Source organism: Pseudosporangium ferrugineum (assembly GCF_003002065.1).
In the GTDB taxonomy this organism is placed as follows: domain Bacteria; phylum Actinomycetota; class Actinomycetes; order Mycobacteriales; family Micromonosporaceae; genus Actinoplanes; species Actinoplanes ferrugineus_A.
Window position 1 is genome coordinate 19,850 of record NZ_PVZG01000011.1, and the last position, 25,279, is coordinate 45,128.

The window sequence follows — 25,279 nt, forward strand, 5'->3', positions numbered from 1 at the left end:
TCACAGACCGCTCCTCGGCTTCGCCGGCGCCCGACGAACCAGCCGCGCCCGCCAAAGCCTCCGCGACCGACGTGGCCGACGAAGCGTCCGAGGCCGACGTGGCCTCCGAGGCCGACGTGGCCGACGTGGCCGACGAAGCGTCCGTGGACGACGTGGCCGACGAATCGGCCGCGATCGACGTGGCCGCTGAAGCATCCGAGGCCGACGAATCGGCGGCGGCGGGCGAGCCCGTGGCCGCTGAAGCGTCCTCGGCCTGCGGATCGGACGTAGGCGCGGCGGACGTGAGCGCGGCGGGCGCGGGGATCGCCGCGGCGGGCTCGGCGACCGGCGGGGCCGCTGCCGGGCGGGGGCCGAGTTCGGCCGGGCTGCCGAACAGGTCGCGCATCGTCGCGGTGAACGCCTGGCGCAGCTCGTCCAGGCCGATCGAGAACTCGCCCTGGATGTCCAGGACCGGGTCCTGCGACGTGACGCCGATCGCGGTGCACGGCACGCCGTGCTCCGCCGCCAGGGCCACGAACGCCTTGTCGTGCCCGCGCGGCACCGCGACCAGCACCCGGCCCGCGGACTCGCTGAAGAGCCAGACGAACGGGGTGACCGCCGCGTCCTGCTCCGGGAGCGTGACCCGGGCGCCGACGTTACGGCGCAGGCAGGACTCGACGAGGACCTGGGAGAGGCCACCGTCCGACAGGTCGTGCGCCGCCACCACGTGCTCGCGCTCGGACGCCTGCGCCAGGAGCCGGCCGAGCCGCTGCTCGTGGGCCAGGTCGACCTTCGGCGGGCGACCGCCGAGGTGGCCGTGGGTCACCCAGGCCCACTCCGAGCCGGACAGCTCGCACTCGGTGGTGCCGAGCACGAACAGCAGGTCGCCGTCCGCGGTGGGCGGCGGCGGGAAGCCCATCGGCACCCGCCGCGCGACGTCCTGGAGGATGCCGAGCACGCCCACCACCGGAGTGGGGTGGATCGCCGCGGCGCCGGTCTGGTTGTAGAAGCTGACGTTGCCGCCGGTGACCGGGATGCCCAGCTCCTGGCAGCCGTCGGCAAGACCGCGGACGGCCTCGGCGAACTGCCACATGACCGCCGGGTCCTCCGGGGAACCGAAGTTGAGGCAGTCGGTGACTGCGACGGGCTCGGCGCCGGTCACCGCGACGTTCCGGTACGCCTCGGCGAGACCTAGCCGGGCACCCTGGTACGGGTCGAGCCGCGCATACCGGCCGTTGCCGTCGACGGAGAGTGCGACACCGAGGCCGGTGCGCTCGTCGATGCGCAGCACACCCGCGTCCTCGGGCTGGGCCAGCACGGTGTTGCCGAGCACGTACCGGTCGTACTGCTCGGTGACCCACGTCTTGTCGCACAGGTTCGGCGAGGCGATCATGCGCAGCACGGTCTCGCGCAGCTCGTCCGACGTCACCGGACGCGGCAGCGTCTCGGCCCGATCGGCCTGGAGCAGGATGAGGTCGGCCGGTTCCCTTATCGGGCGGGCGTAGACCGGGCCGTCGTCGGCGAGCGAGCCGGGCGGCACGTCCACCACGACGTGGTCGTTCCAGCTGATCACCAGGCGGCCGGGCAGGCCCTCGGTCTCGCTGGGCGTGACCTCGCCGATCGCGGTGGCCCAGACGCCCCACTTCTCGGCGACGGCGAGCACCTCGTCGAGCTTCTCCGGCGCGACGATCAGCAGCATGCGCTCCTGCGACTCGCTGGCCAGGATCTCGGTCGGCGACATCGACGGCTCGCGCAGCGGCACCCGCTCCAGCCAGACCCGCATGCCCGTGCCGGCCGCCGCGGCGGTCTCGGTGAGCGCGCAGGTGAGGCCCGCGCCGCCTAGGTCCTGGATGCCGACCACGAGCCCGGCGTCGTACAGCTCGAGGCAGCTCTCGATGAGCAGCTTCTCCATGAACGGGTCGCCGACCTGCACCGACGGGCGGCGCTGCTCAGCGCCCTCGTCGAAGGTCGCGGAAGCGAGCACGGACACGCCGCCGATGCCGTCACGGCCCGTACGGGCGCCCAGCAGCACGACGACGTTGCCGAGGCCGGCCGCCTCCTTGTGCTGCAGCCGCTCGACCGGCAGGACGCCGATGGAGAGCGCGTTGATCAGCGGGTTCCCCTGGTAGCAGGGGTCGAAGACGATCTCGCCGCCGATGTTGGGCAGGCCGAGGCAGTTGCCGTAGCCGCCGATGCCGGCCACCACGCCGGGCAGCACGCGGGCGGTGTCGGGGTGGTCCGCGGCACCGAAGCGCAGCGGGTCCATCACCGCGACCGGGCGGGCACCCATGGCGAGGATGTCGCGCACGATGCCGCCGACGCCGGTCGCCGCGCCCTGGTACGGCTCGACGAAGCTCGGGTGGTTGTGCGACTCGACCTTGAACGTGACGGCCAGGTCGTCGGAGATCTGCACCACACCCGCGTTCTCACCGATGCCGGCGAGCATCCGGGTGTTCTTCGGCGCCTTCTCGCCGAACTGGCGCAGGTGCACCTTGCTCGACTTGTACGAGCAGTGCTCGCTCCACATGATCGAATACATCGCCAGCTCGGAGGCCGTCGGGCGGCGCCCGAGGATCTGCCGGATGCGGTCGTACTCGTCGTCCTTGAGGCCCAGCTCGGTGTGCGGCTGGAGCTCCTCCGGGGTGTTCCGGGCCCGCTCGACGGTGTCGGGTCCGCCGTCGAACTGGTTGACCAGCACGTCGGTGGCGGCGAAACCGCTGGGCTTTCCCGGCGGTGCGGCCGACGGCGGCTGGGTCGGCACGCCTCGGGAGGGCGCCGCGCCGCTGGTCGCGGTGTCGGGCTGGGTGGTCATCGCTGGGCTCCCCCTGTGAGCTGCCCGCCCGCGGCCGTCCCGGCCAGGTGCCGAAGGGCGGAGGTGAAGAAGCCGAGGCCGTCGAGCGACGGGCCGGTCAGCGCCTCCACCGCGTGTTCCGGATGCGGCATGATGCCGACCACGTTGCCGGCAGCGTTGGTGATGGCCGCGATGTCGCGCTGCGAGCCGTTCGGGTTGCCGCGGACGTAGCGCGCGACGACCCGGCCCTCCCCCTCGAGCTCGTCGAGCGTCCGCTGGTCGGCGACGTAGCAGCCCTCGCCGTTCTTCACCGGGATCAGGATCTCCTGTCCGTCGGTGAAGCTGGTCGTCCAGGCCGTCGAGGTGCTCTCGAGGCGCAGGTACTGATCGCGGTTGCGGAAGTGCAGGTGCTGGTTGCGGGTGAGGGCGCCGGGCAGCAGGTGGGCCTCGCAGAGGATCTGGAAGCCGTTGCAGATGCCGAGCACCGGCAGGCCGCCGCGGGCGGCGTCCGCGATGGTCTCCATCACCGGGGCGAACCGGGCGATGGCGCCGCAGCGCAGGGCATCGCCGTACGAGAAGCCGCCGGGCAGAACCACGGCGTCGACACCGTGCAGGTCCGCGTCGCCGTGCCAGAGGCGCACGGCCTCACCGCCGGCGATGCGGACCGCGCGGGCCGCGTCGCCGTCGTCCAGCGAACCGGGGAAGGTGACGACGCCGATCCGCATGGTCACGCGCTCATCCGCGCGGCGTCACCGGCCGGCTCGTCGACCCGGATCGAGAAGTCCTCGATGACCGGGTTGGCGAGCAGCTTGTCGGCGATCTCGCGGGCGGTGTCGAGATCCGGTTCTCCGGCGAACTCGATCTCGATGCGGCGTCCGATGCGTACGGAGGAGACGTCGCTGACGCCGAGCCTCGGCAGCGCGTTGGCGACCGCCTGGCCCTGCGGATCGAGGATCTCCGGCTTGAGCATGACGTCGACGACGACGCGAGCCACGGGCACTCCTGACTGTGTAGGTGCGCAGTTGGGTGGCCCTCTAAGGGGCGAGCGGGCAAAGCCTACCTTGTACGGCCGCCGATCGACCCATCGGCCGGTGTCGGCAGGCTGACGGGGAACGCGCTGAGCAGGGAATCTCGGCCGTGATCTCCACCACGGGGGTGGCCACGCGCCGCGATCGGGCGATGACCAGCGGCGACATCGTTGCCATCACACCGTGATAGGTGTCAATTGGAGTCTTGCCGCCGGCGGTGGGCGACCTTACGTTCGGTCGACCAAGTTCGATGTCACCCCCAGCATCGACGAAATCGGAAGGAGCCCGGCGTGCGCATCCGCATCGCTGTCGCCTCTCTGGCCGCCGCCCTGACCGGCGTGCTGGCCGTCCCCGCCGCCGCCGACGCCGCCGACGACGGTCCCCAGCAGATCATCGGCGGCAGCACCGTCTCGTCGGCGCCCTGGGCCGCCGCGGTCCTGAGCAACGGCAGCTTCACCTGCTCCGGCACGATCATCTCGGCCAACTACGTGCTCACCGCGCGCCACTGCATCAGCGGCACGATGTCGGTCCGGGTCGGCAGCGTGAACCGCACGTCGGGCGGCGTCACCCGTACGGTCAGCTCCACGACGACCCGCAACGACCTCGCGCTGATGCGGCTGAGCAGCTCCGTCTCGACCTCGTACATGCCGCTCTCCAGCGCCTATCCGCCGGTGGGTTCGACGAACTCGATCTACGGCTGGGGCCAGACCTGCTACAGCGGCTGCGGCGCGTCGACCACGCTGAAGACCGCGACCGTCCAGGTCACTTCGACCAACCAGACCGACGCGTACGGGGGCCGCGCGATCGGCAGCACCGCGGTCAACGGCAACGCGTGGCGCGGCGACTCGGGCGGCCCGCAGGTCTACAACGGCGCCCAGGTGGGTGTCGCCTCGACCGCGGACGGCACGAGCCGCCAGTACTACGGCAGCGTCGCCTACAACCGGTCGTGGATCACCTCGGTGGCCGGCGTCTGACGGAGATTCCCTCGGGGGTGGCGCGAGGCTGACTCCGCCGCCCCCGACGGGCGTTCAGAGGATCGGGGCGGGCGCGTAGCCGGCCGCTTCCGGATGCGCGGCGACGATGTCCGCAACCCGGGCGGCAACCGCCTCGACCTGGGCGGGCGCCGCACCCACGAAGGCCGCCCGGTCGGCGACCAGCGCGTCGATCTCGGCCCGGGACAGGCTCAGCCGGCCGTCGGCGGCGAGCCGGTCGAAGAGGTCGTTCTCGGCGATGCCCTTCTCGCGCATGGCGAGCGCCACGCCCACCGCGTGCTCCTTGATCACCTCGTGCGCCACCTCGCGGCCGACGCCCTTGCGCACCGCGGCGACCAGGATCTTCGTGGTTGCCAGGAACGGCAGGAAGCGGTCCAGCTCGCGGCCGATCACCGCCGGGTACGCCCCGAACTCGTCGAGCACCGTCAGGAACGTCTGGAACAGCCCATCGGTGGCGAAGAACGCGTCCGGCAGGGCCACCCGGCGGACCACCGAGCAGGAGACGTCGCCCTCGTTCCACTGGTCGCCGGCCAGCTCCCCGACCATCGACAGGTAGCCGCGGACGATGACGGCGAGGCCGTTGACCCGTTCCGACGAGCGCGTGTTCATCTTGTGGGGCATCGCCGACGAGCCCACCTGGCCCGGCTTGAAGCCCTCGGTCACCAGCTCCTGGCCGACCATGAGCCGGATCGTGGTGGCGAGCGACGACGGCGCCGCGACGACCTGCGCCAGGGCGGAGACCACGTCGAAGTCCAGCGAGCGCGGGTAGACCTGGCCGACGCTGGTCAGCACCCGTTCGAAGCCGAGGTGCCCGGCGACCTTGCGCTCCAGCTCGGCGAGCTTCGCCGCGTCGCCGTCGAGCAGGTCGAGCTGGTCGGCCGCCGTGCCGACCGGGCCCTTGATGCCGCGCAGGGGGTAGCGGCCGATGAGGTCGTCGAGCCGCTCGTACGCGATCAGCAGCTCCTCGGCCGCGCTCGCGAACCGCTTGCCCAGCGTCGTGGCCTGCGCCGCGACGTTGTGCGAGCGACCGGTCATGACCAGCTCACTGTGCTCGACGGCCCGCTCGGTGAGCCGCGCGAGGGCCGCAACGACCCGGCCGCGGATGAGCTCCAGGGACGCCCGGATCTGCAACTGCTCGACGTTCTCGGTGAGATCGCGCGACGTCATGCCCTTGTGGATGTGCTCGTGCCCGGCGAGCGCGCTGAACTCCTCGATGCGGGCCTTCACGTCGTGCCGGGTGACGCGCTCGCGCTCGGCGATGCTCGCCAGGTCGACGTCGTCGACGACCCGCTCGTACGCCTCCACCACGCCGTCCGGCACCGTGACGCCGAGGTCGCGCTGGGCGCGCAGGACCGCGAGCCACAGCCGGCGCTCCATCCGGATCTTCTCCTCGGGCGACCACAGGTCGACGAGGTCGGCGGACGCGTAGCGGCTGGCGAGGACGTTCGGGATGCTCACGCCGGCAATTCTTCCATGGGCTCCGGCGCGGTCCGTCCGCGCTCGGGCGGGCGGTGGCTCAGGTTACGCACGTCGCGGCTGCTCAGCATGCCGAGCACGGCGAGCGCGATCAGGCCGGCCGCGCCGACCAGCGTCGGCTCGACGCCGACGGCCTCCGCGATGGGTCCCGCGACGACCTGACCGATCGGGATCGCGATGAAGGAGCCGACCATGTCGTACGAGTAGACGCGCGCAAGCATGTCGGCGGGCACGTGCTCCTGCATGGTCGTCTCCCAGGCGACGACGAACTGCTCGATGGCGAGCCCGGTCACGAAGGTCGCGCCCATCAGCAGGCCGAGGTGCGGGGCGAGGCCGAGGGTGAGCAGGGGCAGCGCCAGGAAGGACGTGCACAGGACGCCGACGAACAGCAGCCTGCGCACCTTGATCCGCATGGCGATGAAGGCGCCGAGCACCATCCCGGCGGTCTCCGCCGCCAGCACGAAGCCCCACGCCCGGCGGCCCACGGAGGCGTCGGCGACGAGCGGGCCGAGCACGCCCAGGCCGCCGCTGAGGCACGCGTTGATCAGCCCGAACGCCGCGACGATGACCCACAACCAGGTCCGCGAGCGGAACTCGGTCCAGCCGGCCCGGAGGTCGGCCACGATGCCGCTCCGGCCCGATTCCTCGCCCTGCGCCGCGCCCGGGATCCGGAGGGCGGCGAAGCAGAGGCCGCCGATCAGGAAGGCAATCGCGTCGATCCCGATGCCCCAGCCCGGGCCGACGGTCGCCACCAGGACGCCGCCGAGGGGCGCGCCGACGATGAACGCGCCGTTGAACACCATGCGGTTGAGGCCGTTCGCCTGCTGGCGCAAGTCGGCGGGGATCAGCTGGGGCAGGATCGCCGACGACGCGGGCATCGCGAGGGCGGACACCATGCCGTTGACCGCGGAGAGGGCGATCAGCAGCGGGACTGTGGCCGTACCCGTCAGCACGAGGGCCGCCACCGCGCCCTGGGTGACCGCCGCCGCGGCGCTCGACCCGACCATCAGCAGGTGTTTCGGCAGGCGGTCGGCGAGCGCGCCGCCGAAGAGCAGGAACAGCACGTTGGCCAGCACCCGCGCGCCGACGACGAGGCCGAGATCGCTCGCCGATCCGGTGAGGTCGAGGACGGCGAAGGCCAGCGCGACGGGGGCGACGGCGTTGCCGAGCGCGGTGACGGTCCGGCCCGCGAGCAGATAGCGGAACGCCACGTGACGCAGCGGCGCGAACGCACTCATGAGTCCCCCATGCGGAACATCGCGATGGTGGTGCTGGTCCGGACGGTTCCCGGCGTCCGCGGGGCCTGCGCGGCGTCGTGCAGTTCGCGACTGGCCCGAAGGATGCGGTCGCGGATCTCCCGGAAGACGACGGGGTCGACCCACAGCTCGGCGTCGGTCATCGAGGCGCCGACCGACCAGTCCGCTTCCGCCGTACGCCTGATCAACTCGTTCCCGAGAGCCGCGAACAACGCCCGTTGCGAGTCGGCGTCGGCGGGCCGGAACGTCTCCTGATCGCGCTCCCGGTCCCGCACGCTGTCGTAGCGGTAGCGCTTGGCCACACCGCCGCGGATGCGCTCCTCGCCGTCCTGCACGATCAGCCCGCCGGACAGCAGGTTGCGCAGGTGGTAGCTCGCGTTGGCGTGGGTCAGGCCCAGCTCCCGGGCGATGTCGGCGGCGGTCAGCGAGGCCCCGGTGAGCAGCGACATGATCCGCAGCCGTACGGGATGGGCAAGCGCACGCAGGGCGGCCTGGCGCTGGTCCGGAGCATCTCCCAAAGACATGTTGGGGAGTCTAGGAGAGACGGGGCTCACTGTCCAACACTTCTTGGGAGGTTGAGACACTGCGATCCGACGCGGCAATCGCTAGGGTTACTCGTGAGTAGGTCTAGCGCTCATCCCGAAAGGTCCACCGATGACTGATTTCAGCCCCGAGTCGCTCGCCACCATCGGTCCGAAGGAGTTCGCCGCGCTGGTGAAGTCCACCCCGGATTCGAAGATCGCCGAGGTCATGGGCTCCGACAGCCGCAGCAAGATCCTGGACGAGGTCTTCGGCCGGATGCCGACGCTGTTCCGCGCGGACCGGGCCGGCTCGACCCAGGCGGTCATCCACTGGAACATCACCGGTGGCCCGGCCGGCAGCACCGACACCTACGAGACGGTGATCGAGAACGGCGCCTGCACGGTGACCAACCAGCCGGTCCGCGAGCCCAAGCTCGCCATGACCATGGACCCGGTCACGTTCCTCAAGGTCGTCTCCGGCGACGGCAACCCGATGATGATGTTCATGACCGGCAAGATCAAGGCCAAGGGCGACCTCGGGCTCGCCGCCCAGGTGGCCAAGCTCTTCGACATCCCCAAGGGCTGACCGCCCCCACGACCGCCCGCCGGCCCGGACCATCGGTCCGGGCCGGCGCCGTTCGCCGCCCGACCCGAGCCGACCCGAGCCGGGCGGCGGCGCCGGCGCTGTCAGAGCGTGACGCGTCCCTCGACCGCGGCGAGGGCGATGTCGGTGCGGTGGTGCGAGCCGTCCAGGCGCACGCTCTCCACCAGCTCGTAGGCCGCCGCCCGCGCCGCCGCCAGATCGGGGCCCGTGGCGGTCACGCTGAGAACCCGGCCGCCCGAGGACACCAGGGCGCCGTCCTCGCGGCGTGCCGTCCCGGCGTGGATCACGCCGGGCCGTTCGCCGCCCTCGATCACGTCGCCCGTGCGCGGGGTGCCCGGATAGTTGTGGCTGGCCACGACCACGGTCACCGCGGCGCCGTCGTGCCAGCGCAGCGGCGGGAAGCCGGCCAGCGCGCCCGTGGCGGCCGCGCGCAGCAGCTCGCCCAGCGGCGAGGCGAGCAGCGCCAGCACCACCTGGGTCTCCGGGTCGCCGAAACGCGCGTTGAACTCGATGACCTTCGGGCCCTTCGAGGTCAACGCCAGCCCCACGTAGAGCAGGCCGGCGAACGGTGTGCCGCGGCCCCGCATCTCGGCGAGTGTCGGCACCACCGTCTCGGCCATCACCCGGTCGACCAGATCCGCCGGCGCCCAGGTCAGCGGCGCATAGGCCCCCATGCCGCCCGTGTTGGGTCCCGCGTCCCCGTCGCCCACCCGCTTGAAGTCCTGCGCGGGCATCAGCGGCACGGCGGCGGTGCCGTCGGTGACCACGAAGAGCGACACCTCGGGCCCGTCCAGGAACTCCTCGATGACGACCCGGCCGCAATCCCGCGCGTGCTGCACGGCGGCGTCGATCGAGTCGGTGACCACCACGCCCTTCCCCGCGGCCAGCCCGTCGTTCTTCACCACGTACGGCGGGCCGAACTGCTCCAGGGCGGCGGTCGCCTCGGCTTCCGACGCACAGGTGAAGGAGCGGGCGGTCGGCACCCCGGCGGCCGTCATGATCTCTTTGGCGAAGGTCTTGGACCCTTCCAGCTGTGCCGCCGCCGCGCTCGGGCCGAAGCAGGCGATGCCCTTGGCCCGCACGGCGTCGGCGACGCCCGCCACCAGGGGCGCCTCGGGGCCCACCACGACGAGGTCGGCGGCCACCTCGACGGCGAGGGCGGCGACCGCGTCCGGATCGGTCGCGTCGACGTCACGCAGCGTCGCGACCGAGGCGATGCCCGGGTTGCCGGGAGCCGCGGTCAGCCGCTCCACCGAGGGGTCCGCGGCGAGGCCGACGGCGAGGGCGTGCTCGCGCCCACCGGATCCGATCAGAAGTACATGCACGCCGCAGATCCTACGGGCCGCCGGGGATCTCCCTCACGGTCGTCCACAGGTCCACAATGCACGTGCTGCGACGTCGGGATGACGCCTTGTGGATAACTCGCGAAGCCTGTGGATAACCGGTCCGACCTGTGGACAACCCCCCGGCGGCCAGGGACGACGTCACGTAAACTTCGGCAGTACCCGGGCCTCTCCGTGTACGACGTGTTGGCAACGGAAGGCGTCAGTCAAGTGCCGGTGATCGTGTTGGTCGGTGCCCAGTGGGGCGACGAGGGCAAGGGCAAGGCGACGGACCTGCTGGGCGACCGGCTGGACTACGTGGTCAAGTTCAACGGCGGCAACAACGCCGGCCACACCGTGGTGATCAAGGGCGAGAAGTACGCCCTGCACCTGCTGCCCAGCGGCATCCTCACCCCGGGCGTCACCCCGGTGATCGGCAACGGCGTCGTCGTCGACCTGGCCGTGCTCTTCCAGGAGCTCGACGTGCTCGAGGCGCGCGGCATCGACACCTCCCGGCTGCGGATCAGCGCCAACGCCCACGTCATCGCGTCGTACAACCGGTCCCTCGACAAGGTCAGCGAGCGGTTCCTCGGCGCCCGGCGGATCGGCACCACCGGCCGCGGCATCGGCCCGACCTACGCCGACAAGATGAACCGCCTCGGCGTGCGCATCCAGGACCTCTTCGACGAGTCGATCCTGCGGCAGAAGGTCGAGGCGGCCCTGTCGTTCAAGAACCAGGTCCTGTCGAAGATCTACAACCGCAACGCGATCAAGGCCGACGAGGTCATCGCGGAGCTGCTGTCGTACACGGAAAGATTGCGTCCGATGGTCGGCGACACCGCGCTGGAGCTCTCGCAGGCGCTGGACGCCGGCAAGGTGGTGTTGTGCGAGGCCGGCCAGGCCACGCTGCTCGACGTCGACCACGGCACCTACCCCTTCGTGACCAGCTCCAACGCCACGGCCGGCGGCGCGTGCACCGGTTCCGGCATCCCGCCCACGCGGGTCGACCGGGTGGTCGCGGTGCTCAAGGCGTTCACCAGCCGCGTCGGCGAGGGGCCGTTCCCCACCGAGCTTCACGACGCCACCGGCGATTACCTGCGTGAGGTCGGTCACGAGTACGGCACCACGACCGGCCGCCCCCGCCGCATCGGCTGGCTCGACCTCGTCATGGGCCGGTACGCCCAGCGCATCAACGGAGTCACCGACTTCGTGCTGACCAAGTTGGACAATTACGACGGTCTGGACGAGATCCCGGTCTGCGTCGCGTACGAGGTGAACGGCGTCCGCCACGACGAGATGCCGGTGAGCCAGTCCGATTTCCACCACGCGGTGCCGATCTACGAGACGCTCCCGGGCTGGAAGAAGGACATCAGCGGCGCACGCCACTTCGAGGACCTGCCGGAGAACGCCCAGCGCTTCGTCGAGTTCGTGGAGAGCCGCATCGGCGCACGCATCTCGGTGGTCGGCGTCGGTCCCGGCCGCGAAGAGGTCATCGAGCGCCACTCCGTGCTCAGCGAGGCCTGAGCCGTGTACGACGTGATCCTGCTCAGCCTCGCGGAGGGCGGCGGCGGGTCGGGCCCGGGTGCCTGCGGCGGCGCGTGCGGCAGCTGCGACTCCCCCGCCGCGCCCGCCGGCTCCGCAGCCGCGACCGCCGGCGCGAGCTCCGCGACCGGCGGCGTGAGCTCCGCGGCCGCGCCCGGCGGTGATTCCGTCGAGACGGCTGAGGCGTGCGGGACGCCGCGGGTGCCGGTGCTGAAATGTGCCGAGGCTCTCACTCGGGCCGGGGCGCGGGTCGAGACGGTCGTCGCTTCCTCGGATGCCGACATCGACGCCGTCATCGCGCGCTTCGACGCGGCGCCGCGGGCCGACGGGCTCACCTGGCCCGACCCCGACAGCAAGGTGCGGCTGGTCGTCGCCACGGCCACCGACGGCCAGCTGCGGGCCGTCATGCGCCGGCTGGTCCGCCGGTACGCGCCACCGCCCAGCAAACGCCCCGGCGACCTGGCGGAGAACCGTACGGTGCCGGATCTGCCGCCCGTGGCGATCCTCCCGCTGGACGCCGGCAACCGGAACGACCTGGCCGCCCAGCTGGGGCTGCCCCGCGATCCCGCCGCCGTGGCCGCCGCGGTGCTCGGCAGCAGCGTGCGCCGCCTCGACCTGCTGCGCAACGACGGCGGATCGGTCACTGTGGACGGTGCGCTGGTCGGCGGCGTCGACGACGACGGGCGCGCGGTGCCGTGGCGGGGCCGCATCGAGGTCGACGACACCGTCCTCTCCGACGGCACCGAGGGCATCCTGGCCTGCGCGATCGGCAACGGCGGCGGCTACGCGGAGTTCGACGGCCTGCGGCTGCTCCCGGCCGGCGATCCGACCGACGGCCGGGTCGAGGTCGCGGTGGCGGTCCCGGTCGCGGTCAAGCAGCGCTTCAGGAAGACGACGGTACGCGTGGAAGTGCGCCGGGCCCGGGGCCGCGCGGTGTCCGTCCTCCCCCGCGACGGCGAACTCCAGTTCCTCGACGACGGCGTGGCGGGCAGCACCAACCGCAAACGCTCGTGGTGGACCGAGCCCGGGGCCTGGGCGGTGTACGCAGCATGACCGTTTGTGCGAGTCTGAAGTAGCACGCAGGTACGAGAGAACGCATTACGGGAGGTCGCATCCGTGGAGGACGAGAACGCCGACCGCGTCTACGTCCCGGGCACCAACGGCTCACCACCCGACCGGGATGTCGAGCCGTTCTGGCCGCCGGAGGAGCTGAGCCCTCCCGTACACGGTGGCAAGCCGGTGCCGCACGACGCCTCGCCGGCCTTCCCGCTCCCGCCGGTGACGGCTCCGACGCCCCACCCCGGCGTTCCCGCACCTCACCAGGCCGGCCCGGGCATCCCCGCAGCTCAGCACGGTGGCCCCGCAGCGCAGCACGGTGCCCCGGCGGTCCAGCAAGGTGGGCCGGGTCTATCGGCGCCGCAGCAGGGTGACGCGGGGCTGTATCGGCCGGTGGACAGGGCCACCGCGCTGGCGCCTAACTATCAGCCACCCGGCCCGCAGTTCGGGGCGCCCGATCCGGCGGTCGCGGCTCGGCGGCTGGCCGGGCAGCCGCCGAGCCGCGACAGTTCGGGCAGGCCATGGGCGGGCACGCCGGCCGACAGCGTCAACAAAGCGGGCACGGGCTCGGAGACCGAAGAAAGCAGTGCGGAACAGTCGCACACCGCCGATTCTCCGTGGGCCCAACCGCTGCAGCGCCCGACTACCGCCGGCACGCCGGTGACCAGCGCAAGCGCGCCCGCGTCCCGGCCGGCGGCCCCGGTCTCCGGCACGGCCGCCGCGCCGAATTCCGGCACGCCGGGTCCCGCGCCCGTCTCCGGCGCCGCCGCAGCACCGGGTCCCACGCCTGTTGTCGGCACGGCTGCTACACCAGGTCTCGCGCCTACTTCCGGCCCTGCCGCGACATCGGTCCCGGGCACGGCCGGCTCCGGCACGCCCGCGACGCCGAGCTCCGGTGCCGTCGTGACGCCTGCGTCCGGTAAGGCGGCGGAGCCCGTGTCCGGCGGAGCCGAGCCGAACAGCACAGGCGCGGTGTACCGCCCGGGTCCCGTGACCCCCGGCCCGCGCCAGGCACCGACGGCACAACCGACTCCGAACCCGGCAGTCCTGCCTCAACCCGGCCCGCACCAGCCGGCCCCGCCGGCCCCGCCGGCCCCGCACCAGGCAGGCCCACACCAGAGCACTCCGCCGGGCCCCCACCAGGCAGGCCCGCAACAGGCAGGCTCGCAACAGGCCGCCCCGGCCCAGCCCGGACCACCCGCGGCCTGGGTCGCCAACGGCCGCCAGGCGCCGCCGGTTCCCGGCCCGTACCCGCCTGCCGTCGCGCCCCCGAACCAGGGGCAGCAGCCCGGTCCGAATCCGCCGCCTGTCGACCCGTACCAGCAGCTGCCGTGGGTTTCGGACGGGACGCCGACCGCCGAGGAGTTCGCGCGGCGGCGGTTGGCGAAGCCGGCCGAGCCGGTGGCCACCATGGGGGCCCGGGCGATGCTGCAGAAGGGCACGATGGGCCTGGTCCGGCTCGCGCCGGGCAAGCGGGAGCAGGAATACAAGCAGGACGTCGAGATGGTGCGGCGCAACTTCGGCGGGCTGCGGCAGGTGACCGTGGTCAACCCGAAGGGCGGTGCCGGCAAGACCGTCGCCGTGCTGCTGCTCGCCATGACGTTCGGGCAGAAGCGCGGCGGCTACGTGCTGGCCTGGGACAACAACGAGACCCAGGGCACCCTCGGCATGCGGGCGCAGCAGGACTTCCACGCTCGTACGGTGCGCGACATGATGCGGGATCTGCACCTGTTCCGTGGTTCGCACGGGCGGGTGGGCGACCTGTCGCAGTACGTCCGCGCGCAGGGCGAGGGCATGTTCGACGTGCTGGCGTCGGACGAGTCGGCGACCGCCGGCGAGATGCTCACGGCCAGCGCGTTCGCCGAGATCCGGGAGATCGTCAGCCGGTTCTACAAGCTGATCTTCGTGGACACCGGCAACAACGTGCGCGCCCAGAACTGGCAGGCGGCGATGGATGCCACCGACCAGCTGGTGATCACGATGTCGGCGCGCAACGACTCGGCGGAGACGGCCGCGCGGATGCTCGACCATCTCGAGCAGAGCGGGCGGCAACGGCTGGTGCGGCAGGCGGTCAGCGTGGTGACGATGCCACCGACGCGCAAGGACATCGACCTGCCGGCGATCCAGCGGCACTTCGCGGCCCGGACCCGGGCGGTGCTGCTGGCGCCGTACGAGAAGCTCATCGACTCGGGCGAGCCGCTCCGCTACGGGCACCTCTCGAACGGCACTCGCGACTCCTGGCTCAAGATCGCCGCCGCGGTCGCCGAGGGCCTGTAGAGGGAGCCGAGGGCTTGAGGAGCCGAGGGGCTGTAAGGGAGCCGAGGGCTTGTAAAGGAGCCGAGGCCTGTAACAGGAAACGCCAGGCCGGGGAACCGGCCTGGCGTTTCGCGGTGGTGGGTCAGGTGAGGGCGTCGGCAGCCGCCGGGTCGCTGTCACGGAGGAACTGGGCGCAGCGGGCCGCCTCGTCCGCCTCGCCGATCTGCGCCGCGGCCTGGGACAGGCTGTGCAGGCAGCGCAGGAAGCCCTGGTTGGGCGCGTGCGACCACGGCACCGGGCCGTGGCCCTTCCAGCCGTTGCGGCGCAGCGCGTCGAGGCCGCGGTGGTAGCCGGTGCGGGCGTACGCGTACGCGGTGACCGGCTGCTTCTCGGCCAGCGCGTTCTCGGCGAGCGCCGCCCAGCCGCCGCTGTACGCCGGGAAGCGCGCCGCCACCTCCTTGTACGCCTCGTCGGTGCCGGACTTCGCCGCCTCGGTCAGGGCCGCGTCGGCAGCCTCGTCGGCGGGCAGGCGCGTCGCCGGAGGCTCGGGAAGGAGATTCTGCATGCACCCATTCAACCCGCCGGGACGGGCCGCATTCCGGACGCCCCACTGAGAGGTGCGGCACGATCAGTCCCAGGCGTCGCCGAGCGCTCGCAGCCGGTCCGCGTACTCGATCCGGTTCTGCCATCCGGCCGGCCAGGCCGCCATGCCCAGCGCCGCCCCCGCGAACGCCCCCGCCAGGCACGCGATGGAGTCCGAGTCGCCCGACGAGGCCGCCCCGCGGCCGAGGACCGCCACCGGCTCCTCGGGCGAGATCAGGTAGCAGTAGAGGGCCGTGGCCAGCGCCTCCTCGGCGATCCAGCCCTCGCCGGTGGCCAGGCACGGATCGCCGGAATGATCTCCGCGGCGCAGCGCCTCCTCGACCCGGGCCAGTGCCGCGGCCGTTTCGTCCCATCCGGCCGCGATGAACTCCGACGGGCTGTCCACCCCGGGCCGCTGCCACAGATCGCCGAGCCATTCTTCCCGGTAGATCCGCCGCTGGGTGGCGCAGCGGTCCCGCAGAGCGGACAACAGCTCCCGAGGATCAAGACCGTCGGCGAGCCACCGTACGCCGAGAGCGGTCAACTCACTCGCCGCCAGCCCGGTCGCGTGCCCATGCGTCAACCCGGCCTGCAACTGCGCCCCGCCGGCCCGCTGGTCCTCGGTCAACCCCGGCGCCAGGCCCAGCGGCGTGACCCGCATGTTCGCGCCGCACCCCTTCGAGTGAAGCTGCGAGGCGCGCTGCCAGGGCCGGCCGTCGGAGAGGTCGGCGCACGCCCGCAGGCAGGTCATGCCCGGTGCCCGGTTGTTGTCCGGGCTGGCCGCCCAGTCGAGGAACGCTCGCCGGAGCACCGGTTCGTAGCCCTGTGGCGTGACTGCCGGGGCGGTGACCAGCGCCTCGCCGACCGCCAGCATCATCTGCGTGTCGTCGGTCACCAGGGCCGGGTCGCCGTCGAGTTCGCGCGGGCCGCCGGGGCCGTACCGGGCGACGATGGTGGCGTAGTCCTGGAATTCCGTCGGCTTGCCGAGCGAGTCCCCGTAGGCCAGCCCGTACAACGATCCTGAGGCGTTTCGCACGGTGGCTACCCTACGGGCATGTTCGGGGACCTCTCTCACCCTTTCGACGCCACCGAGTTCGAGGTGGAGTCGCGCGCCGAGTTCGACGTCCACCTCGCCAAGCGGTCGCTGGCCGGGCTCATCGTGCTCGGTCTGCGCCTCGACCGGGACCCGCCCGACTTCGCCGGCGTCGACGTCTCGGACACCCTCTTCGTGGGCTGCAAGCTGGCGTCCGCCGAGGTGGAGGTCGACCTGATCCGGCGCGGCGCGCATCTGGTGCCGCCGTTCGACGCGCGGCCGTACCCGACGCATCCGGCGCAGCTCTACACGCCGGAGGATCTGGCGTTCGGGTTCGCCGCCGAGGGCTTCGCCGGGATGTACGACACCCGTGTCTACCAGCACTTTCTCGAGCACGGCGGCGCGGCGCCCGACCTGCGGGAGGCGATCGCGCAGCGGCTGCACGACGCCGGCATCGACAACGCGCTGGGCAAGGCGCTGGCCGCGTGGGTCGGGGCGCACGGCCCCCGGGGTGCGGTCGGGATCATGGGCGGGCACGCCGAACCGCGCGGCTCCGACCCGTACCGGATGGCGGCGACCCTGGCCCACCGCCTGGCCGCGGCGGGCCGGCTGATCGTGACCGGCGGCGGTCCGGGGGTGATGGAGGCGGCCAACCTCGGCGCCTCTTTCGCCACCCGGACCGAGGCCGAGCTGTCCCGGGCCATCGACACGCTCGCGCCGACGCCGGACTTCCTGGACCACGACCCCTACACCGCGGCCGCCCTGGCCGTCCGCGAGAGGTTCCCGGTGCCGGAGACCGTCGCGGCGGACGTGGTGGGCCGGCTCACGCACGGCGGTCTCGCCCTCCCGACCTGGCTGTACGGCCACGAGCCGGCGAACCTCTTCGCGGGCCAGATCGGCAAGTACTTCTCCAACGCGGTCCGCGAGGATTCCATTTTGCGGCTGTCCCGGGGCGGGATCGTGTTCGCCCCGGGCTGGGCAGGCACGGTGCAGGAGGTCTTCCAGGCGGCGACGAAGACCTTCTACCGTACGGACGGCCCGTCGGGCGCCTTCGTCTTCCTCGGCGTCGCCCACTGGGCGCAGCTGCCGGTGGAGGAGCTGCTCAGGCCGCTGCTCGCCAAGTCACCCCACGGCGACCAGTCGGACCTGATCGTCGTCACGGACTCGCTGGACGAGGCGATGGCGGCCCTCGGCGCGGAGTGACTCAGGCGACGTGGACGCGGCGCCAATTGATCACGGGCAGGTCCGTTTCGGGTACGTCGGTGAGCCCGTTCTCGTCCATCGCGTTGTAGACGGCGAGTCGCGCCCCCTCGAAGAGGAACTCGACCGCGTGCAGGACGCGGGGCCGCCATTCCGCCACCGTGGTCCGCTCGATGATGTTGACCTCGCGCAGCGTGCGCCCGCGGGCGTTGCGCAGCGCGGCGTGCGGATCCGCGCGCCAGTCCAGCTGGATGCCGGTCGCGTACCAGTCGATCGCGGCGCTCATGTCCACCTGGTTCCAGGTGATGGCGCATTCGTCGAACTTGCGGTGGGTGACCTCGACGTTGGTGCCTCCGAAGCCGAGGATCACCGGACCGTCGGCGAACCAGCCGCGCTCGGAGAGGTCCCACATGAGCCAGCCGTGCAGCAGTTTGCGCCCGATGAGCCGAGCGAACCGTGCTCTGTGGACGGCGGCGAGAGCGTGGGCGTCGTAGTGCCACTCCGGTTCGTAACCTTCGATCCCGAGCAAGATCACCGCCTCCCGGGCCTCGGTCCTGGCCAGCAGACGACGATCGTACCCACGGCCGAGCGGCACCCCGCAACACGAGAGCGGCCGGCCCCCGCGGAGGGGGGACCGGCCGCTACCGGTTGGTTACTTGGCGAGAGTGGTGCCCGTCGAGCGCAGGTGCTCGCAGGCCTCCACGACGCGCTTGGCCAGGCCGTTCTCGGCCAGCTTGCCCCAGGCGCGCGGGTCGTACGCCTTCTTGTTGCCGACCTCGCCGTCGATCTTCAGCACGCCGTCGTAGTTCTTCAGCATGTGGTCGACGACCGGGCGGGTGAACGCGTACTGGGTGTCGGTGTCGATGTTCATCTTGACCACGCCGTAGTCCAGGGCGCCGTGGATCTCCGAGAGCAGCGAGCCCGAGCCGCCGTGGAAGACGAGGTCGAACGGCTTCTCCTTGCCGTACTTGGCGCCGACCGCCTCCTGGATCTCCTTGAGGATCTCCGGGCGCAGCTTGACGTTGCCCGGCTTGTAGACGCCGTGCACGTTGCCGAACGTGAGGGCCGTCATGTAGCGGCCCTTCTCGCCCAGGCCCAGCGCGGCGGCGGTGGCCAGGCCGTCCTCGACGGTGGAGTACAGCTTGTCGTCGATGGCGGCGGAGACGCCGTCCTCCTCGCCGCCGACCACGCCGACCTCGATCTCGAGGATGATGTGCGCGGCGGCAGCCTGGGCCAGCAGCTCCTCGGCGATCTGCAGGTTCTCCTCGACCGGCACCGCCGAGCCGTCCCACATGTGCGACTGGAACAGCGGGGCCTTGCCGTTGGCGACGCGCTCCTTGCTGATCGCGAGCAGCGGGCGCACGTACCCGTCGAGCTTGTTCTTGGGGCAGTGGTCGGTGTGCAGCGCGATGTTGATCGGGTAGTGCTTGGCCACCTCGGTGGCGAACTCGGCGAGCGCGACCGCACCGGTGACCATGTTCTTGACCGTCGGGCCCGAGACGTACTCGGCGCCGCCGGTGGAGATCTGGATGATGCCGTCGCTGCCCGCCTCCGCGAAGCCCTGCAGGGCCGCGTTCAGGGTCTGCGAGGACGTGACGTTGATCGCGGGGTACGCGAACGCGCCGGCCTTGGCGCGGTCGAGCATCTCGGCGTAGACCTCAGGGGAAGCGATGGGCATCGGTAGCGCTCCTTGATCTTTCTGACGGAAGGCAGAGGGCAGGACCGCGCTGTCCTCCAGCAGGCAGTATTCCGCAGCCGGGGACGGTGACGGAAATCGCCCCGCGACCGGCGCACCGGTTTGCCCGGCGGGACGGTTGGGGACCGGGCACCATTGACGGTGCCCGCAACGGCGAGAGGGAGTCGGCTGATGACGTACCCGAGCAACGACCACGACCTGGAGACACCCGAGGTGGACGCGGCGGAGCAGGCGGTCGAGGCGGCCCCGGGCTGGCTGGACGAGAGCCGGGAGGACGTGGAGGCGCCCACGGCGATCGAGGTCTCGGAGTGGGACGCCCAGGAGCAGAGCCGGATCGTCGAGATGGAGGACGACTACCGGTAAGGCAAATCGTTCGCCCGGTCCGGGCGCCCGCTGAGATCATCGGTCGGTGCTGCTCACCGTGACGACCACCCACCGGCCGGCGACCGATCTCGGTTATCTGCTGGTCAAGCACCCGGACCGGGTGCACTCCTTCGACGTGCCCACCGGCACGGCGCACGTGCTGTTCCCGGACGCGACGGGCGACCGGTGCACGGCGGCGCTGCTGCTCGACGTCGACCCGCAGAAGCTGGGCGCCGCCCGCGGCGGTCGCCGGCAGCAGGCGGCGCCGGAGTCGTTCACGCTCGGCCAGTACGTCAACGACCGCCCGTACGCGGCCTCCAGCCTCCTGGCGAGCGCGCTGGCCAAGGTGTTCCGCAGCGCCCTGCGCGGGGAGTCGAAGGACCGCCCGGAGCTCACCGGCGAGGCGCTGCCGCTGGAGATCCGCGTGCCGGTTCTGCGCTGCAAGGGCGATCCGGTCGCGCTCTTCGCGCCGCTGGGCTGGGAGGTCACCGCGAGGCCGATCCCGCTCGACGACGTGCCGCAGGGTCACCCGCTGGCCGGTGACAGCCCGTACGCGGACCTCACCCTCACCGGCACCCTCCGGTTGTCCGACGCGCTGAACCACCTGTACGTCCTGCTGCCCGTGCTGGACGACGCCAAGCACTACTGGGTGGCGCCGGACGAGATCGACAAGCTGCTGCGCGCGGGCGACGGCTGGCTGGCCGGCCATCCGGAGAAGGTGCTGATCACGCGGCGCTACCTGGCGCACCGCCGGTCCCTGGCCGCGACCGCCCTCGAGCAGCTCGACCGTGACGAAGCCGACACCGTCGACGCGCCGGTGGACACGGCCGCCGACGAGGAGGCCGAGCTGCCGGTGGCGCGCAAGCAGTCGCTGGCCGAGCAGCGGCGGGAGGCGGTGCTGGCCGCGCTCGCCGAGTCGGGCGCCACCCGGGTGCTCGACCTCGGCTGCGGCGGCGGCGCGCTGCTCGGGGCCCTGATCAAGGACAAGCGTTACACCGAGATCGTCGGTACGGACGTGTCCTCGCGTGCCCTCGACCTGGCCCATCGCCGCCTGCGCCTGGACCGGGTGCCGGAACGGCAGCGCGGTCGCGTGACGCTGTGGCAGTCGGCGCTCACCTACCGGGACGACCGGCTGAAGGGCTACGACGCCGCGGTGCTGATGGAGGTCGTGGAGCACGTCGACCCGCCGCGCCTGCCCGCGCTGGAGGCGTCGGTCTTCGGCCACGCGCGCCCGGCCACCGTCGTCGTGACCACGCCGAACGCCGAGTACAACGTCCTCTACCCGGGCCTGACCGGCATGCGGCACAGCGACCACCGCTTCGAGTGGAACCGCGCGGAGTTCGCCGGCTGGACCGCGAGGACGGCGTCCGCGCACGGCTACGACGTCACGGTCCGCGGCGTCGGCGAAACGGACGAACGGCACGGAAGTCCCACCCAGATGGCGATCTTCACGCGGAAGGAGGCGGCATGAGCGAGCTCGACATCCCGGAACTGGCGCTGGTCGCGCTCGTCGGCATCTCCGGATCCGGCAAGTCGACCTTCGCCCGGGAGCACTTCGCGCCCACCCAGGTGCTGTCCTCCGACTACTTCCGCGGCCTGGTGGCCGACGACGAGAACGACCAGTCCGCGTCCGGCGACGCGTTCGACGTGCTGCACTACGTGGCCGGCAAGCGGCTCAAGGCCGGCCGGCTGACCGTCGTGGACGCCACCAACCTCCAGCCGCACGCCCGCGCCGGGTTGATCAAGGTAGCGCGCGAGCACGACGTGCTGCCGGTCGCCGTGGTGCTGGACGTACCGGAGGCCCTGGCCTGGGAACGCACCCAGGCCCGCGCCGACCGCACGTTCGGCCGCCAGGTCCTCACCCGGATGCACCGTGACCTGCGGCGATCCCTCGGGCAGCTGGCCCGGGAGGGCTTCCGCAAGGTGCACGTGCTGCGCGGCCCGGAGGAGATCGCCGGCGCTACGATCCGCTACGAGAAGCTGTTCAACGACAAGCGGGAGCTCACCGGCCCCTTCGACATCATCGGTGACGTGCACGGCTGCCATGCCGAGCTGGAAACCCTGCTCACCACGCTCGGCTACGCCGTGAGCCGCGACAACGCGGTGCATCCGGAGGGGCGTACGGCGGTCTTCGTCGGCGACCTGGTCGACCGCGGGCCGGACTCACCGGGGGTGTTGCGCCTGGTCATGGGCATGGTGCGCAACGGTACGGCGATCTGCGTACCGGGAAACCACGAGCAGAAGCTGGCGCGCAAGCTCAACGGCCGCAACGTGCAGCTCACCCACGGCCTGCCCGAGACCCTGGCCCAGCTCGACGCCGAGCCGCCGGAGTTCGTGCAGGAGGTCCGGACCTTCATCGACGGCCTGGTCAGCCACTACGTGCTAGACGGGGGCAACCTCGTGGTCGCGCACGCCGGCCTGAAGGAGGCGTACCAGGGCCGGGCGTCGGGCCGGGTGCGCTCGTTCGCGCTCTACGGCGAGACCACCGGCGAGACCGACGAGTACGGCCTGCCGGTCCGCTACCCGTGGGCGCGTGATTACCGGGGCTCGGCCGCGGTCGTGTACGGCCACACCCCGACGCCCGAGCCCGAGTGGATCAACAACACGATCTGCCTCGACACCGGTTGCGTGTTCGGCGGCAAGCTCACCGCCCTGCGCTGGCCGTCGCGCGAGCTGGTCTCGGTGCCGGCCCAGCGGGAGTACTACGCCCCGGCCCGGCCGCTGGTCGCCGAGACGGCCCGGCCGGACGAGGGCCTGGACCTGGCGGACGTGACCGGGCGCCGGCATCTGGACTACGGGTACGGCCGCACGACCGTGGCCGCCGAGAACGCCGCCGCCGCGCTGGAGGTGATGAGCCGCTTCGCCCTGGCGCCGGAGACGCTGATCTGGCTGCCGCCGACGATGGCGCCCTGCTCGACGGCGACCGTGGACGGCTACCTCGAACACCCGTCGACCGCGTTCGCCGACCTGCGATCCGCCGGCGTGGACAAGGTCGTGTGCGAGGAGAAACACATGGGCTCGCGGGCGGTCGTACGCATCTCCCGCGACGGTGTGGGCGACGCGATCTGGACGCGTACCGGACGGCCGTTCTTCGACGCCGGCCGCAACGCCGCCCTGCTGGCGAAGGTCCGCACGGCCGCGATCGCCGCGGGCGTGCTCGAGGACGGCTGGCTGCTCCTCGACACCGAGCTGCTGCCCTGGTCCGCCAAGGCCGGCGGCCTGATCCGCGACCGGTACGCGGGCGTCGGTGCCGCCGGCCGGGCCGCGCTGCCGGCCGCCCTGGAGGTGCTGGACCGGGTGGCCGCCCGGGGTCTCGACGTCGGCATGCTCCGGGAGCGGATCGAGCTGCGGGCCGCGGAGATCGCCGGATACTCGGACGCCTACCGCGCGTACGTGCGGCCGACCGACGGCCTGACCGGCGTGACCGTGGCACCCTTCGCCGTGCTCGCCGGGCCGGGGGTCAGCCACAAGGACCGGGACCACGGCTGGCACCTGGACCTCGCGGACCGGCTGGTCGCGGCCGATCCGGTGCTGTTCACGCCGACCCGGCGGCGGGTGGTGGACCTCGCGGACGCGGAGGCGGAGCGGGCGGCCACCGACTGGTGGCTCGAGCTCACCGCGGCCGGCGGCGAGGGCATGGTCGTCAAGCCGTACGCCGGACTGGGCGCGACCGACGCCAAGGGCCGATTGGTGCAGCCGGGGGTCAAATGCCGTGGAAGGGAGTATTTGCGGATCATCTACGGCCCCGAGTACACCCGGCCGGAGCAGCTCGAACGGCTGCGGCAGCGGCACCTCGGCCGCAAGCGTGGCCTGGCCCTGCGCGAGCACGGCCTGGGCCTCGCCGCGCTCGACCGGCACGCCCAGGGTGCCCCGCTGTGGCGGGTGCACGAGCTGGTCTTCGCCATCCTGGCCGCGGAGTCCGAACCGGTGGACCCCCGGCTGTAATCCACAGCATCCGTACAGGCGCCGGCGGGGCAGCGGCCGGTACCCTTCCTTCTCGTGACTTACCGTGCGCTGACCGAGCAGCTCGCTCTCAACCCGATGGACCCGAAGGACCTGCTGCAGACCTTCGGGTTGATCGGCGTCTGGGCGATCCTCTTCGCGGAGACCGGCCTGCTGGTCGGGTTCTTCTTCCCCGGGGATTCCCTGCTGTTCCTGGCCGGCGTCGCGGCGTCACCGGTGGCCGACTCGATCTTCGGCGACGGCACCCGGATGTCGCTGGCGGGCCTGCTGATCGGCGCGCCGCTGTGCGCGATCGTCGGCGCCCAGCTGGGGCACGTCCTCGGCGCCAAGTACGGCCGCCGCATGTTCGAACGCCCGGACAGCAAGCTCTTCAAGCGCGAGTACGTGGAGAAGGCCGAGTACTACTTCCAGAAGTTCGGCCCGGCGAAGGCGGTGGTCCTGGCCCGGTTCATCCCGATCGTCCGGACCTTCCTCAACCCGGTCGCCGGCACCCTGGGCATGCCGGCCCGCCAGTTCTTCCTCTGGAACGTGGTTGGCGCGATCCTCTGGTGCGACGGCGTGCTCCTGGTCGGCTACCTGCTCGCCCAGCAGATCTACGACGCCATCGGCGACAAGATCGACCACTACATCCTGCCGGTGGTGGCCCTGATCGTGCTGATCTCGGTGCTGCCGATCCTCATCGAGATGCTGCGCGAGCGGAAGGCCAAGAAGCGGGCCGCCGAGCTCGGCGTGCAGGAGGAGGCCGGTCCGGCGACCGCGATCGGCGTCGTGGCCGCCGCCACGGTGGCCGGCATCGCGGAGGAGTTCGCCGACCACGACGAGGACGACCACCGGCACCACCGGCCCCGGCACTCCGCCTGATCGTCAGATGCTCACCGGCGCCGGGCCGGACAGCCGGCTGAGGAATTCCTCCGGCACCTCGCGCAGATTGTCGAGCCGGCCCAGGGTCAGCGCCCGGTAGGTGAGCTGGGCGGCCTCTTCGAGGTTGCGCGCCCGCTTGTGGGCCAGCTCCACGCTGTCGGCGACGACGACGCACCCGTGCTGGCTCAGCACCAGGCAGTTGGTGCCGTCGGCGGCCATCGCCGCGGTCAGGGCGGCCACCTCGATGCTGCCCGGCAGCCGGAACGGCACCGTGGAGACCCGGCCCAGGTAGTAGGCGTGGTCGGTGGTCACGATCCGGATGTGCTCGCCGAGGGCGTCCAGCAGCAGGGCCGTCTGCGGGTGCAGGTGGACGATCGCGTTGACGTCCGGCCGGGCGCGGTAGAGCGCCAGGTGCAGGGCGAGTTCGCTGGTGGGCTCGAGCCGGGGGGCCGGGACCGCGCCCGTACCGATCATGGCCGGGGCGCCGTCGCTGATGCGTACCGGCGCGAACGTCGAGCGGCCCAGCCGCTCCAGCCAGGAGCCGCCGGCACTGACCCAGCAGGCGTCCTCGTCGGGGATGCGGGCCGACAGGTTCCCGCCCGAACCGCAGACGAGGCCGGCCTGGACGACGTCGTATCCCACGTGCGCGAGCTGGTCGCGCAGATCTCCGGGCACGTAGTTCACCCGTCAACTCCTTCGGGTCCTGGGGGTGGAGCCTGATGGAGGGTGTCCCGCCTGGCGTCACGCTCGTCCTTCGG

The 25,279-nt window shown here is 72.1% G+C and carries 21 protein-coding genes and 1 pseudogene; 10 read left to right on the forward strand and 12 right to left on the reverse strand.

Features of this window, described 5'->3' with window-relative positions; all coding sequences use genetic code 11:
• Nucleotides 1–214: 214 nt before the first annotated feature.
• From purL to purS, 3 genes and pseudogenes are all read right to left on the reverse strand, one after another.
• Nucleotides 215–2,791: pseudogene (gene purL / locus CLV70_RS22655) on the reverse strand (phosphoribosylformylglycinamidine synthase subunit PurL); the annotation flags it as partial.
• Nucleotides 2,788–3,501: a phosphoribosylformylglycinamidine synthase subunit PurQ gene (purQ, locus tag CLV70_RS22660; protein WP_106128604.1), complete on the reverse strand. Its 714-nt coding sequence runs from the start codon at nt 3,499–3,501 to the stop codon at nt 2,788–2,790. The pseudogene purL and the gene purQ, both read right to left, overlap by 4 nt.
• Entirely contained in the window at nt 3,498–3,764 is a 267-nt protein-coding gene (gene purS / locus CLV70_RS22665) for a phosphoribosylformylglycinamidine synthase subunit PurS (protein WP_106128605.1), read from the reverse strand. Before purS ends, purQ begins: the two co-directional genes overlap by 4 nt.
• Before the next feature lie 324 nt (nt 3,765–4,088).
• Here purS and CLV70_RS22670 point away from each other — a divergent pair, with 324 nt between their 5' ends.
• Nucleotides 4,089–4,772: a S1 family peptidase gene (locus CLV70_RS22670; protein WP_106128606.1), complete on the forward strand. Its 684-nt coding sequence runs from the start codon at nt 4,089–4,091 to the stop codon at nt 4,770–4,772.
• Between the two features lie 54 nt (nt 4,773–4,826).
• Here the strand turns inward: CLV70_RS22670 and purB are convergent, their stop codons facing one another.
• Genes purB through CLV70_RS22685 form a run of 3 tightly spaced genes read right to left on the reverse strand, consistent with a single transcriptional unit; the run spans nt 4,827 to nt 8,046 of the window.
• Entirely contained in the window at nt 4,827–6,248 is a 1,422-nt protein-coding gene (gene purB, locus CLV70_RS22675; RefSeq protein ID WP_106128607.1) for an adenylosuccinate lyase, read from the reverse strand.
• The gene (locus CLV70_RS22680; RefSeq protein WP_106128608.1) at nt 6,245–7,504 is read right to left on the reverse strand and encodes an MFS transporter; all 1,260 of its coding nucleotides are present in this window, start codon (nt 7,502–7,504) and stop codon (nt 6,245–6,247) included. Before CLV70_RS22680 ends, purB begins: the two co-directional genes overlap by 4 nt.
• Nucleotides 7,501–8,046, reverse strand: a complete 546-nt coding sequence (locus CLV70_RS22685) for an ArsR/SmtB family transcription factor (RefSeq protein ID WP_106128609.1) — start codon at nt 8,044–8,046, stop codon at nt 7,501–7,503. The genes CLV70_RS22680 and CLV70_RS22685 overlap by 4 nt, the downstream gene beginning before the upstream one ends.
• Nucleotides 8,047–8,176: 130 nt before the next feature.
• On the opposite strand from CLV70_RS22685, the gene CLV70_RS22690 reads away from it, so the two are divergent.
• Nucleotides 8,177–8,629, forward strand: coding sequence for an SCP2 sterol-binding domain-containing protein (locus tag CLV70_RS22690; protein ID WP_106128610.1), 453 nt, complete (start codon nt 8,177–8,179; stop codon nt 8,627–8,629).
• Nucleotides 8,630–8,730: 101 nt separating this feature from the next.
• Here CLV70_RS22690 and purD read toward each other — a convergent pair whose 3' ends face one another.
• The gene (gene purD / locus CLV70_RS22695; protein WP_106128611.1) at nt 8,731–9,972 is read right to left on the reverse strand and encodes a phosphoribosylamine--glycine ligase; all 1,242 of its coding nucleotides are present in this window, start codon (nt 9,970–9,972) and stop codon (nt 8,731–8,733) included.
• A 228-nt stretch (nt 9,973–10,200) separates the two neighbouring features.
• Here purD and CLV70_RS22700 point away from each other — a divergent pair, with 228 nt between their 5' ends.
• The 3 genes from CLV70_RS22700 to CLV70_RS22710 all read left to right on the forward strand — a co-directional run bounded on the left by CLV70_RS22700 (nt 10,201) and on the right by CLV70_RS22710 (nt 14,844).
• Nucleotides 10,201–11,493 (forward strand): adenylosuccinate synthase, encoded by a 1,293-nt coding sequence (locus CLV70_RS22700; protein WP_106128612.1) that lies wholly within the window; start codon nt 10,201–10,203, stop codon nt 11,491–11,493.
• Nucleotides 11,494–11,496: 3 nt separating this feature from the next.
• Nucleotides 11,497–12,564 carry a diacylglycerol kinase family protein gene (locus CLV70_RS22705; RefSeq protein ID WP_425440198.1) on the forward strand — a complete coding sequence of 356 codons (1,068 nt, stop codon included), beginning with the start codon at nt 11,497–11,499 and terminating at the stop codon, nt 12,562–12,564.
• A 483-nt stretch (nt 12,565–13,047) separates the two neighbouring features.
• Nucleotides 13,048–14,844 carry a MinD/ParA family ATP-binding protein gene (locus CLV70_RS22710; RefSeq protein WP_425440206.1) on the forward strand — a complete coding sequence of 599 codons (1,797 nt, stop codon included), beginning with the start codon at nt 13,048–13,050 and terminating at the stop codon, nt 14,842–14,844.
• A 121-nt stretch (nt 14,845–14,965) separates the two neighbouring features.
• Here CLV70_RS22710 and CLV70_RS22715 read toward each other — a convergent pair whose 3' ends face one another.
• Both CLV70_RS22715 and CLV70_RS22720 read right to left on the reverse strand, forming a co-directional pair.
• Complete coding sequence (locus CLV70_RS22715) at nt 14,966–15,388, reverse strand: DUF3151 domain-containing protein (protein WP_106128615.1); 423 nt, start codon at nt 15,386–15,388, stop codon at nt 14,966–14,968.
• 63 nt (nt 15,389–15,451) lie between these two features.
• A complete protein-coding gene (locus tag CLV70_RS22720; RefSeq protein WP_106128616.1) occupies nt 15,452–16,441 on the reverse strand; it encodes an ADP-ribosylglycohydrolase family protein in 990 nt (329 codons plus the stop codon).
• Between the two features lie 18 nt (nt 16,442–16,459).
• Between CLV70_RS22720 and CLV70_RS22725 the strand changes: the two genes are divergently transcribed.
• Nucleotides 16,460–17,641 (forward strand): LOG family protein, encoded by a 1,182-nt coding sequence (locus CLV70_RS22725; RefSeq protein ID WP_106128617.1) that lies wholly within the window; start codon nt 16,460–16,462, stop codon nt 17,639–17,641.
• Nucleotide 17,642: 1 nt separating this feature from the next.
• Here CLV70_RS22725 and CLV70_RS22730 read toward each other — a convergent pair whose 3' ends face one another.
• Both CLV70_RS22730 and fbaA read right to left on the reverse strand, forming a co-directional pair.
• Nucleotides 17,643–18,173, reverse strand: coding sequence for a hypothetical protein (locus CLV70_RS22730; protein ID WP_245908399.1), 531 nt, complete (start codon nt 18,171–18,173; stop codon nt 17,643–17,645).
• 117 nt (nt 18,174–18,290) lie between these two features.
• A complete protein-coding gene (fbaA, locus tag CLV70_RS22735) occupies nt 18,291–19,316 on the reverse strand; it encodes a class II fructose-bisphosphate aldolase (protein ID WP_106128618.1) in 1,026 nt (341 codons plus the stop codon).
• 189 nt (nt 19,317–19,505) lie between these two features.
• Here fbaA and CLV70_RS22740 point away from each other — a divergent pair, with 189 nt between their 5' ends.
• Genes CLV70_RS22740 through CLV70_RS22755 form a run of 4 tightly spaced genes read left to right on the forward strand, consistent with a single transcriptional unit; the run spans nt 19,506 to nt 24,521 of the window.
• Nucleotides 19,506–19,697, forward strand: coding sequence for a hypothetical protein (locus tag CLV70_RS22740; RefSeq protein WP_106128619.1), 192 nt, complete (start codon nt 19,506–19,508; stop codon nt 19,695–19,697).
• A gap of 46 nt (nt 19,698–19,743) precedes the next feature.
• On the forward strand, nt 19,744–21,168 hold the full coding sequence (locus CLV70_RS22745) for a 3' terminal RNA ribose 2'-O-methyltransferase Hen1 (protein ID WP_106128620.1): 1,425 nt from the start codon (nt 19,744–19,746) through the stop codon (nt 21,166–21,168).
• On the forward strand, nt 21,165–23,642 hold the full coding sequence (locus CLV70_RS22750) for a polynucleotide kinase-phosphatase (RefSeq protein ID WP_106128621.1): 2,478 nt from the start codon (nt 21,165–21,167) through the stop codon (nt 23,640–23,642). The genes CLV70_RS22745 and CLV70_RS22750 overlap by 4 nt, the downstream gene beginning before the upstream one ends.
• Before the next feature lie 54 nt (nt 23,643–23,696).
• Nucleotides 23,697–24,521, forward strand: a complete 825-nt coding sequence (locus CLV70_RS22755; RefSeq protein ID WP_342750399.1) for a DedA family protein — start codon at nt 23,697–23,699, stop codon at nt 24,519–24,521.
• Between the two features lie 3 nt (nt 24,522–24,524).
• On the opposite strand, the gene CLV70_RS22760 is transcribed toward CLV70_RS22755, so the two are convergent.
• On the reverse strand, nt 24,525–25,205 hold the full coding sequence (locus tag CLV70_RS22760; protein ID WP_106128622.1) for a class II aldolase/adducin family protein: 681 nt from the start codon (nt 25,203–25,205) through the stop codon (nt 24,525–24,527).
• Nucleotides 25,206–25,279 lie beyond the last annotated feature (74 nt).

Bases quoted from the DNA above. Each gene is read 5' to 3' on its own strand.
- CLV70_RS22750 (WP_106128621.1), top strand. From the start codon at position 21,165: ATGAGCGAGCTCGACATCCCGGAACTGGCGCTGGTCGCGCTCGTCGGC.
- CLV70_RS22715 (WP_106128615.1), bottom strand. From the start codon at position 15,388: ATGCAGAATCTCCTTCCCGAGCCTCCGGCGACGCGCCTGCCCGCCGAC.
- CLV70_RS22725 (WP_106128617.1), top strand. From the start codon at position 16,460: ATGTTCGGGGACCTCTCTCACCCTTTCGACGCCACCGAGTTCGAGGTG.
- CLV70_RS22680 (WP_106128608.1), bottom strand. From the start codon at position 7,504: ATGAGTGCGTTCGCGCCGCTGCGTCACGTGGCGTTCCGCTATCTGCTC.
- fbaA (WP_106128618.1), bottom strand. From the start codon at position 19,316: ATGCCCATCGCTTCCCCTGAGGTCTACGCCGAGATGCTCGACCGCGCC.
- CLV70_RS22740 (WP_106128619.1), top strand. From the start codon at position 19,506: ATGACGTACCCGAGCAACGACCACGACCTGGAGACACCCGAGGTGGAC.
- CLV70_RS22690 (WP_106128610.1), top strand. From the start codon at position 8,177: ATGACTGATTTCAGCCCCGAGTCGCTCGCCACCATCGGTCCGAAGGAG.
- CLV70_RS22685 (WP_106128609.1), bottom strand. From the start codon at position 8,046: ATGTCTTTGGGAGATGCTCCGGACCAGCGCCAGGCCGCCCTGCGTGCG.